The following is a 6,239-nucleotide window of genomic DNA, read 5'->3' on the forward strand; positions in this document are numbered from 1 at the left end:
CCAACGCCGCCACCACCTTCAACCAATCCCGTTCCTTCCGGCTCATCCGCAGTTCCATCCTCGTCCTCCTCCCGGCCACCCGGCCGGAAAGAGGACAATTCTACTTTGCGGAAACCGGACATTATCACTTTGCGGCGACAGCGCCTATTGAAGGCCAAGCGCTCCGGACCGCCCGCCCCCACCCCGGCCCTTTTGCCGCGGTCGGGCTGATGCTATAATGCCGCCATGACCACCAAGACGCCCCGAATCCGAAACAAGAAGGCCCGGTTCAATTACTTCGTGGACGAGACGATCGAGGCGGGCCTCGTGCTCGAAGGGTCGGAAGTAAAGGCCCTGAGGGAGGGCAAGGGCAACATTGACGAGGCGTTCGCCCGCGTCCGCGACGGCGAGGTCTGGCTCTACAACATGCACATCGGGCCGTACACCCAGGCGCACCAGTTCGGGCACGACGTTCGGCGAGCGAGGAAACTCCTGCTGAAGAAGCGCGAGATCGTGCGCTTCCTCGGCAAGGCCGTCGAGAAGGGAATGACGCTCATCCCGCTCACGGTGTACTTCAAGCGCGGATGGGCGAAGGTGGAACTGGCGGTCGCCCGGGGCAAACGCGAGTTCGACAAGCGCGAGACCCTCAAACGCCGAGAAAGCGAACGCGACATCGCCAGGGAACTGGCCCGACGCCATCGGCGACGGTGAGCGGCGACCGCCTCAAGTCGCCGCCCGAAATCAGCCGATGATTCCAGGGCCATGAGCGCGATAACTATGCCCGAAACCGACGTAGCGACACCGCGGCCCCCTCTCGAAACGCCCTTCATCTCGGTAGCCTTACCGATCGGCCTAGATCGCACCTTCACCTACGCCGTGCCGGAGCGGCTGCGCGGCCGGCTGTACGCGGGCCAGCGGGTGCGCGTGCCCTTCGGACCGCGGAACCGAAAACTCGCCGGCTGGGTCGTCGCGGGCCTGGATAAGACGGACCTGGCCGCGGTCAAGGAGGTCCTGGAAGCGGTGGATGCCGAGCCGCTCCTCTCCCAGGACCTCGTGGACCTCGCCTTCTGGATGAGCCGCTACTATGTGACGCCGATCGGGCAGGTGTTCGAGGCGATTCTCCCGGCGGCCGTGAAGCGGGGCGCCGGATTCAAGACCGTCCAACTCGTCGTGCGGACCGAGAAGACGGAATCGGAAGCGGACCAGATCCTGTCGAAGCAGCGCCGGGTGCTCGACCGCCTGGCCGAAACAGGCGGACCCGTGGCACCGCGGGAACTGGCGCGCCACGCCGGCTGCACCGTCGCCGTCATCAAGACACTCGAAGAGAAAGGCTTCGTGCGGATCGAGACGCGCAAGGTGGATGAACTGGCGCGGGAACTCTTCATTCCGCTCGAGGAACCCAAAGCCGTCCACCTGACGAGCGAGCAGCAACTGGCGCTCCAGCGGATCAAGAACCAGATTGCGGCGGACGCGTTCGGCGTCATCGTGCTCGCCGGCGTCACGGGCTCGGGCAAGACGGAAGTATATCTAAGGGCAATCGCGGAGGTTGTCGCGGGCGGGCGGCAGGCGATCGTCCTGGTGCCCGAGATCGCCCTGACGCCGCAGACCATCCGCCGATTCCGCGAGCGGTTCACCCAGGTGGCCGTCCTCCACTCGCACCTGACGGATGCCGAACGCCATCGCCAGTGGCGCGACATCGCCGAGGGGCGGGCCGACGTCGTCATCGGCGCCCGCAGCGCCGTCTTCGCGCCCGTCCGCGACCTCGGCCTCATCGTCATCGACGAGGAACACGAGAACTCGTTCAAGCAGGAGACGGCCCCGCGATACCATGCGCGCGACGTCGCCGTGATGCGGGCAAATCTGGTGGGCGTGCCGGTCATCCTGGGCAGCGCCACCCCGAGCCTCGAATCCTACCAGAATTGCCGGACACTGGAACATTACCAGGAAGCGCGGCTGACGCAGCGGATCGGCGGCCGGCCCATGCCGCCCGTCTCGATCGTGGACATGCGGAAGGAGGCGGCCGAGCGCAAGGGACATCACATCCTCTCGCGGTCGCTGGAGTCGGCCATCGCCGAGGCCCGCCGAAAAGGCGAACAAACCATCCTCTTCCTGAACCGGCGCGGGTGGGCGACCCACCTCTTCTGCGTGCGATGCGGTTGGGTGCTGCGATGCTCGGATTGCGACGTCGGCATGACCTACCACGCGAAACCGGGCGTCGCCCAGTGCCACTGGTGCGGCAAGACGGAGAAGCCGCCCCAGCGGTGCCCGGCCTGCTCGGCCGAGAGCGTCAACTACTGGGGCATGGGGACGCAGCGCGTCGAAGAGGAAGTCCTGAAAAAGTTCCCGGAGATCCGCCTCGGGCGAATGGACGCCGACGCCATGCGGAAGCGCGGCGGGCACGAAACCATCCTGACGGCCTTCCGCGACGGCGAGATCGACGTCCTCCTCGGCACGCAGATGGTCGCCAAGGGCCTGGATTTTCCGAACGTGACGGTCGTCGGCGTCATCAACGCGGACACGGCGCTCAGCCTGCCGGACTTCCGCGCGAACGAACGGACGTTCCAACTGGTGATGCAGGTCGCCGGCCGCGCGGGCCGCGGACCCAAAGGCGGCCAGGTCTTCGTCCAGACGTTCCAGCCGGAACACCTCGCGATCCAGTTGGCGGCGAAGCACGATTATGAATCGTTCGCGCGGGACGAACTGGAATCGCGCCGGTCGCGCACGTACCCGCCGTTCGGACGCCTGGCGCGGATCATCGTCCGCTCGAAGAGCCGCTCCAAAGCCGCGGACGGCATCAAGCGAATCGCGGAGAGCCTGGCCGAGCCCGCCCGCATCGCCGGCGTCGGAATCCTGGGCCCGCAGCCCTGCCCTATTTCGAAACTCAGCCGCTACTGGCGCTATCACATCCTCCTGAAGGCCCGCACCGCGAAGGCCCTCCTGCATCTCTGGGACGGTGTGCGCGGGAACCTGACGGCCCCGCCGGGGACGCAACTGGCCGTCGACGTGGACCCGCAATCGACGCTGTAAGGAAGCCCTGCGAGGGGGGCGCCGGGGAAAGGGGGGAGCGTCACGGCTGGTCTTGCGTCTCGCTCCCGAGGGCCGCCTGGACAGCCGGAACGTCGGCAGTCAGCGTCTTCCACACTTCTTCCAAATCCACGTCGTCATATTCGTGGATGAGTTGGTATCCGCATGCCGGCCATCAATCGCCACGGAATCTGCGGGTGGCGCGCCCGGAAAGGCTCGCTCAGCCGCCGCACGGCTTCACCGAGAACCAGCAACTGATGCAGGACGGCCGACTGGGTCTTCGCGTCTTTCAGGAAGGCGGCTTTATCCATCCCTTCCACGAAGGTCCGGGCAAGTCGAGCGGCATTCAAAATATCCACGACCGTCGCGTCATCGCGCGCCATAGATGGGCTCCGCCCGCGAAAGGATGGCCTCGCGCCGGATGCGGTTTCGGCTGCGCTCCACGGCCCGCCGGCTCACCAAGTCCACGGGGCGCCCCAGAATGGCCGACAGTTCTTCCTGCATGGCCACGTGATCCAAGAGGCCCACGTCGGCATCGGGGGCGAAACGGACCAGCACGTCCACATCGCTCTCCGCCTTGAAGTCCGGCCTTAACACGGACCCAAACAGGGAGAGTTCGGCGATCTTCCACTTGCGGCAGAACTGGGCCACGCGGTCTCGATCCACACGAATCGCAGGAGCCATGACGCCATCTCCTCCTCGCTGGCAACATTACGCCAACCGTGCCTTGGCGGCAACTGTTTTCTCCCACCAGCGAAGCCGCACCCCTCCGGTGCGTGGGTGTCACAACTGGTCGTACGCCTTCCCGCGATTGCGCTGGCGCGCGAGTTCGCTGGCGTAGCGCATGCCCAGCGTATCGGCGTGCTCACGGGCCCAGTCGGAGAGGCGCGTACGAATCGGTCGCCAGGAGGCCCGCCATCAGCCCTCGGACCTCGTCCCGCGTAAGCATCACGTCGCCCATGACCTTGCCCACGAGCCACGCCCCCAGCCAGCCCACGGTCGGCGCAACCGAGAGAATGGGCCGGACTTTGCCGATGGCCCGGCCGATGGTCTCGACGAGGCCGCGGTACGTGAACGTTTCCGGGCCGATGGCGTCGATGATGCGGCTGCCGTCGGCCCGGCCCTCTTGGACGGCCAGTGCCGCCAAGTCGTCCACGTGGATCGGTTGGAGACGGTACAGGCCGTCGCCGAAGACAGTGAACACCGGCATCCGCCGCAGTGCCCACGCAATGTTGTTCACGAGGATGTCCTCGCGCCCGAAGAGAACCGCCGGCCTGAGGATCGTGTGCGGCAGGCCCGACTCGACCAGGGCCCGCTCGACCTCGGCCTTGCCACGGAAATACTCCAGCGGCGAATCCTCCGACGGGTTCGTGATGCTGACGTGGACGATGCGACCGACACCCGCTTCCTCAGCCGCCGCGAAGAGCGTACGCGAATTGCGCACCGCCTGGGCGAATGTAAACTCGCGCGTATTGAACCGGACCCAGTAGGTGTTGTAGAGGACGCGTGCCCCCCGAAGCGCCTCCACCAGGCGGGCCGGCTCGTCGAAGTGGAACGGCTGGGCCTCGACGCGCCCACCGAACGGGTTGGCGCGATGAGGCGAATCCGTCAGCGTCCGCACGCTGTGCCCCGCATCCAGGAGTCGCTCGGCGATGCACCTGCCGGAGTACCCGAACGCCCCGGTCACAACGTGAAGTTCCTGATCCGTCATGGCCGCCTCTCGCCGGGACTCTGGATGCCGCGCCTCATTATACCAGCGGCGGCGCCGTCCGTGTGAGACGGCCTTTTGGCTTGCTCGCGCGGGCGGCGCGCATTTGACAAAAGTCAACCTGGCGCAAGAAAGGGCGCGGGCCGGGAACGACCCCCGCTAAAACGTTTACCGGCTCCTCCGGAACGGTTACATTGGCGTGGTCCTGTCTTCGCGCTTGCGTTCAAGGAGGACCTTTGGCGGGCACGGACTTCGACGTCATCATCGTGGGGGCGGGGGCCGCCGGGTGTGCGGCCGCCATGCGATTGCCCGCCGGCGCGCGGGCGCTTCTTGTGGACCGCGGCGATCCAGCCGACGGACGGTGCTGCGGCGGCCTGCTCGCGCCGGACGCCCAGGGGGCCCTCGCGCGCCTCGGGCTCGACCTGCCAGAAACCGTGCGGGTGCAGCCCGCCCCGCAAAGGGTCCACGTTCGCGACCTCGACTCGGGCCTGGAACAAACTTACCGGCGGCGCTACTGGAACGTGGACCGTGCGAAACTGGACGCCTGGTTGCTCGAGGAAGCGCGCCGGCGGGCCGAGTTCCTGCCGCACGCACACTTCGCCGGGCTGGAACGCGAACCCGGCCGCGTCGTGGTCCACGTGGTGCGGGACGGCAAGACGGAGAGCCTCTCGGCGCGGCTCCTCGTTGGGGCCGACGGCGCGCGCTCAGCCGTGCGGCGCACGGTGTTCCCGGAACGACCGGGGCCGCGGACCGCGCTGGCCATCCAGGTGAGCCTGGCGGCCGGTAAAAACCTCGACGCGCACGAGGTCTTCTTTTCGAGCCGGCACACGGACTTCTACGCGTGGGCCATTCCGAAGCCGGGGGCCGTCCTCGTCGGGAGCGCATTCGGCGATCCGCACGGCGCCCGCCGGCGCTTCGAAGACCTCCTGGCCCGGGTGCGCGAGTCGCTAGCCCTCGGGGGCGAAATCCTCGAGCGGTCGGCGCGGGGGCTCGGGCGCCCGTGCGCGAGGAGGGAACTTTTCGGCGGCGCGGGGCCGGTCCTGCTGGCAGGCGAGGCGGCGGGTCTCGTGAGCCCGTCGAGCGGCGAGGGGATTTCGTTTGCCCTCGAAAGCGGCGCGGCCGCGGGAGAAGCGGTCGGAGGAAATCAGCCGGCGAGGAACTATGAGAAAGTGTTCCGTCGCCTCGCGCGCCGCGTCCGGCGGAAGTTCCTCAAGGCGCGCGTCATCTTTTCGCCGCGATGCCGGCGCGCCGTCCTTCGCCTGCCGTGGTGTCCCTGACAGGGCGGGCGAGATAGCCCTTGCAAGCCACTTCACGGTCTGCTAATGAATGCCGACGGGTCGGAAAACTCGCAGACAAAACGCGAAAGGATTCGCCCGGGATGCAAACGCGGAGTGACAGGCTGAAGGCCCTGCCCCCGTATCTCTTCGCCGAGATCGACCGCAAGAAGAAGGCGGCGATCGCGGCCGGGCGGCCCGTCATCAACCTGGGGATCGGCGACCCCGACACCCCGACGCCGAAGTTCATCATC

The 6,239-nt window shown here is 67.2% G+C and carries 9 protein-coding genes; 5 read left to right on the forward strand and 4 right to left on the reverse strand.

The window, feature by feature from the left end; genetic code table 11:
• The 3 genes from NTX40_05200 to priA all read left to right on the forward strand — a co-directional run.
• Positions 1 to 218: hypothetical protein (locus tag NTX40_05200; protein MCX5648479.1), on the forward strand; the 218-nt coding region annotated here is incomplete at its 5' end.
• Positions 219 to 225: 7 nt separating this feature from the next.
• A complete protein-coding gene (smpB, locus tag NTX40_05205) occupies positions 226 to 690 on the forward strand; it encodes an SsrA-binding protein SmpB (GenBank protein ID MCX5648480.1) in 465 nt (154 codons plus the stop codon).
• A 51-nt stretch (positions 691 to 741) separates the two neighbouring features.
• The gene (priA, locus tag NTX40_05210) at positions 742 to 3,006 is read left to right on the forward strand and encodes a primosomal protein N' (GenBank protein ID MCX5648481.1); all 2,265 of its coding nucleotides are present in this window, start codon (positions 742 to 744) and stop codon (positions 3,004 to 3,006) included.
• A 40-nt stretch (positions 3,007 to 3,046) separates the two neighbouring features.
• On the opposite strand, the gene NTX40_05215 is transcribed toward priA, so the two are convergent.
• The 4 genes from NTX40_05215 to NTX40_05230 form a co-directional block, all read right to left on the reverse strand.
• Positions 3,047 to 3,121, reverse strand: a complete 75-nt coding sequence (locus NTX40_05215; GenBank protein ID MCX5648482.1) for a hypothetical protein — start codon at positions 3,119 to 3,121, stop codon at positions 3,047 to 3,049.
• Between the two features lie 19 nt (positions 3,122 to 3,140).
• Positions 3,141 to 3,386, reverse strand: coding sequence for a DUF86 domain-containing protein (locus NTX40_05220; protein ID MCX5648483.1), 246 nt, complete (start codon positions 3,384 to 3,386; stop codon positions 3,141 to 3,143).
• On the reverse strand, positions 3,373 to 3,687 hold the full coding sequence (locus tag NTX40_05225) for a nucleotidyltransferase family protein (GenBank protein ID MCX5648484.1): 315 nt from the start codon (positions 3,685 to 3,687) through the stop codon (positions 3,373 to 3,375). The genes NTX40_05220 and NTX40_05225 overlap by 14 nt, the downstream gene beginning before the upstream one ends.
• Positions 3,688 to 3,868: 181 nt before the next feature.
• Complete coding sequence (locus tag NTX40_05230; GenBank protein MCX5648485.1) at positions 3,869 to 4,714, reverse strand: NAD(P)H-binding protein; 846 nt, start codon at positions 4,712 to 4,714, stop codon at positions 3,869 to 3,871.
• 233 nt (positions 4,715 to 4,947) lie between these two features.
• Here NTX40_05230 and NTX40_05235 point away from each other — a divergent pair, with 233 nt between their 5' ends.
• Both NTX40_05235 and NTX40_05240 read left to right on the forward strand, forming a co-directional pair.
• Entirely contained in the window at positions 4,948 to 5,988 is a 1,041-nt protein-coding gene (locus NTX40_05235; protein MCX5648486.1) for an FAD-dependent monooxygenase, read from the forward strand.
• A 101-nt stretch (positions 5,989 to 6,089) separates the two neighbouring features.
• The coding region (locus NTX40_05240; GenBank protein MCX5648487.1) for an LL-diaminopimelate aminotransferase at positions 6,090 to 6,239 on the forward strand (150 nt) is incomplete at its 3' end.

Source organism: Planctomycetota bacterium (genome assembly GCA_026387035.1).
GTDB lineage: Bacteria > Planctomycetota > Phycisphaerae > FEN-1346 > FEN-1346 > JAPLMM01.

Coding starts and splice junctions, on each gene's coding strand:
- smpB (MCX5648480.1), top strand. CDS start 226: ATGACCACCAAGACGCCCCGAATCCGAAACAAGAAGGCCCGGTTCAAT.
- priA (MCX5648481.1), top strand. CDS start 742: ATGAGCGCGATAACTATGCCCGAAACCGACGTAGCGACACCGCGGCCC.
- NTX40_05220 (MCX5648483.1), bottom strand. CDS start 3,386: ATGGCGCGCGATGACGCGACGGTCGTGGATATTTTGAATGCCGCTCGA.
- NTX40_05225 (MCX5648484.1), bottom strand. CDS start 3,687: ATGGCTCCTGCGATTCGTGTGGATCGAGACCGCGTGGCCCAGTTCTGC.
- NTX40_05230 (MCX5648485.1), bottom strand. CDS start 4,714: ATGACGGATCAGGAACTTCACGTTGTGACCGGGGCGTTCGGGTACTCC.